The organism is Streptomyces violaceorubidus (genome assembly GCF_000717995.1).
Classification (GTDB): domain Bacteria; phylum Actinomycetota; class Actinomycetes; order Streptomycetales; family Streptomycetaceae; genus Streptomyces; species Streptomyces violaceorubidus.
This window is the reverse complement of record NZ_JODM01000234.1, coordinates 1-234: the sequence shown is the minus strand read 5'-3', so window position 1 is coordinate 234 and position 234 is coordinate 1. Positions and strand designations below refer to the sequence as shown.

The following is a 234-nucleotide window of genomic DNA, read 5'->3' as shown; positions in this document are numbered from 1 at the left end:
GGCGATCTGGATGGACGTCTTCACCCGCCCCTCGGCGATATCGTCCAACTGCTTCGCGAACTCGACGACATAATTCCTGCCACCGTCATCGGTCACCATCCGCGTCGCACCCACATAACGCTTCGCGATCTCCGGCGGAAGAGCCCGGCCCGACGCCGCGACCGACTCCTCCAGCAGACCCGACAACCTGTGCAGCCGCGCCGAAAAATCCTTGTAAGCCAGGTGACTCTGATA

1 protein-coding gene is annotated in these 234 nt (G+C 62.0%); it reads right to left on the bottom strand.

The features are described from left to right. Positions 1–234 (bottom strand): hypothetical protein (locus IE94_RS37455; protein WP_157849475.1); only part of this gene is annotated, 234 nt, incomplete at both ends.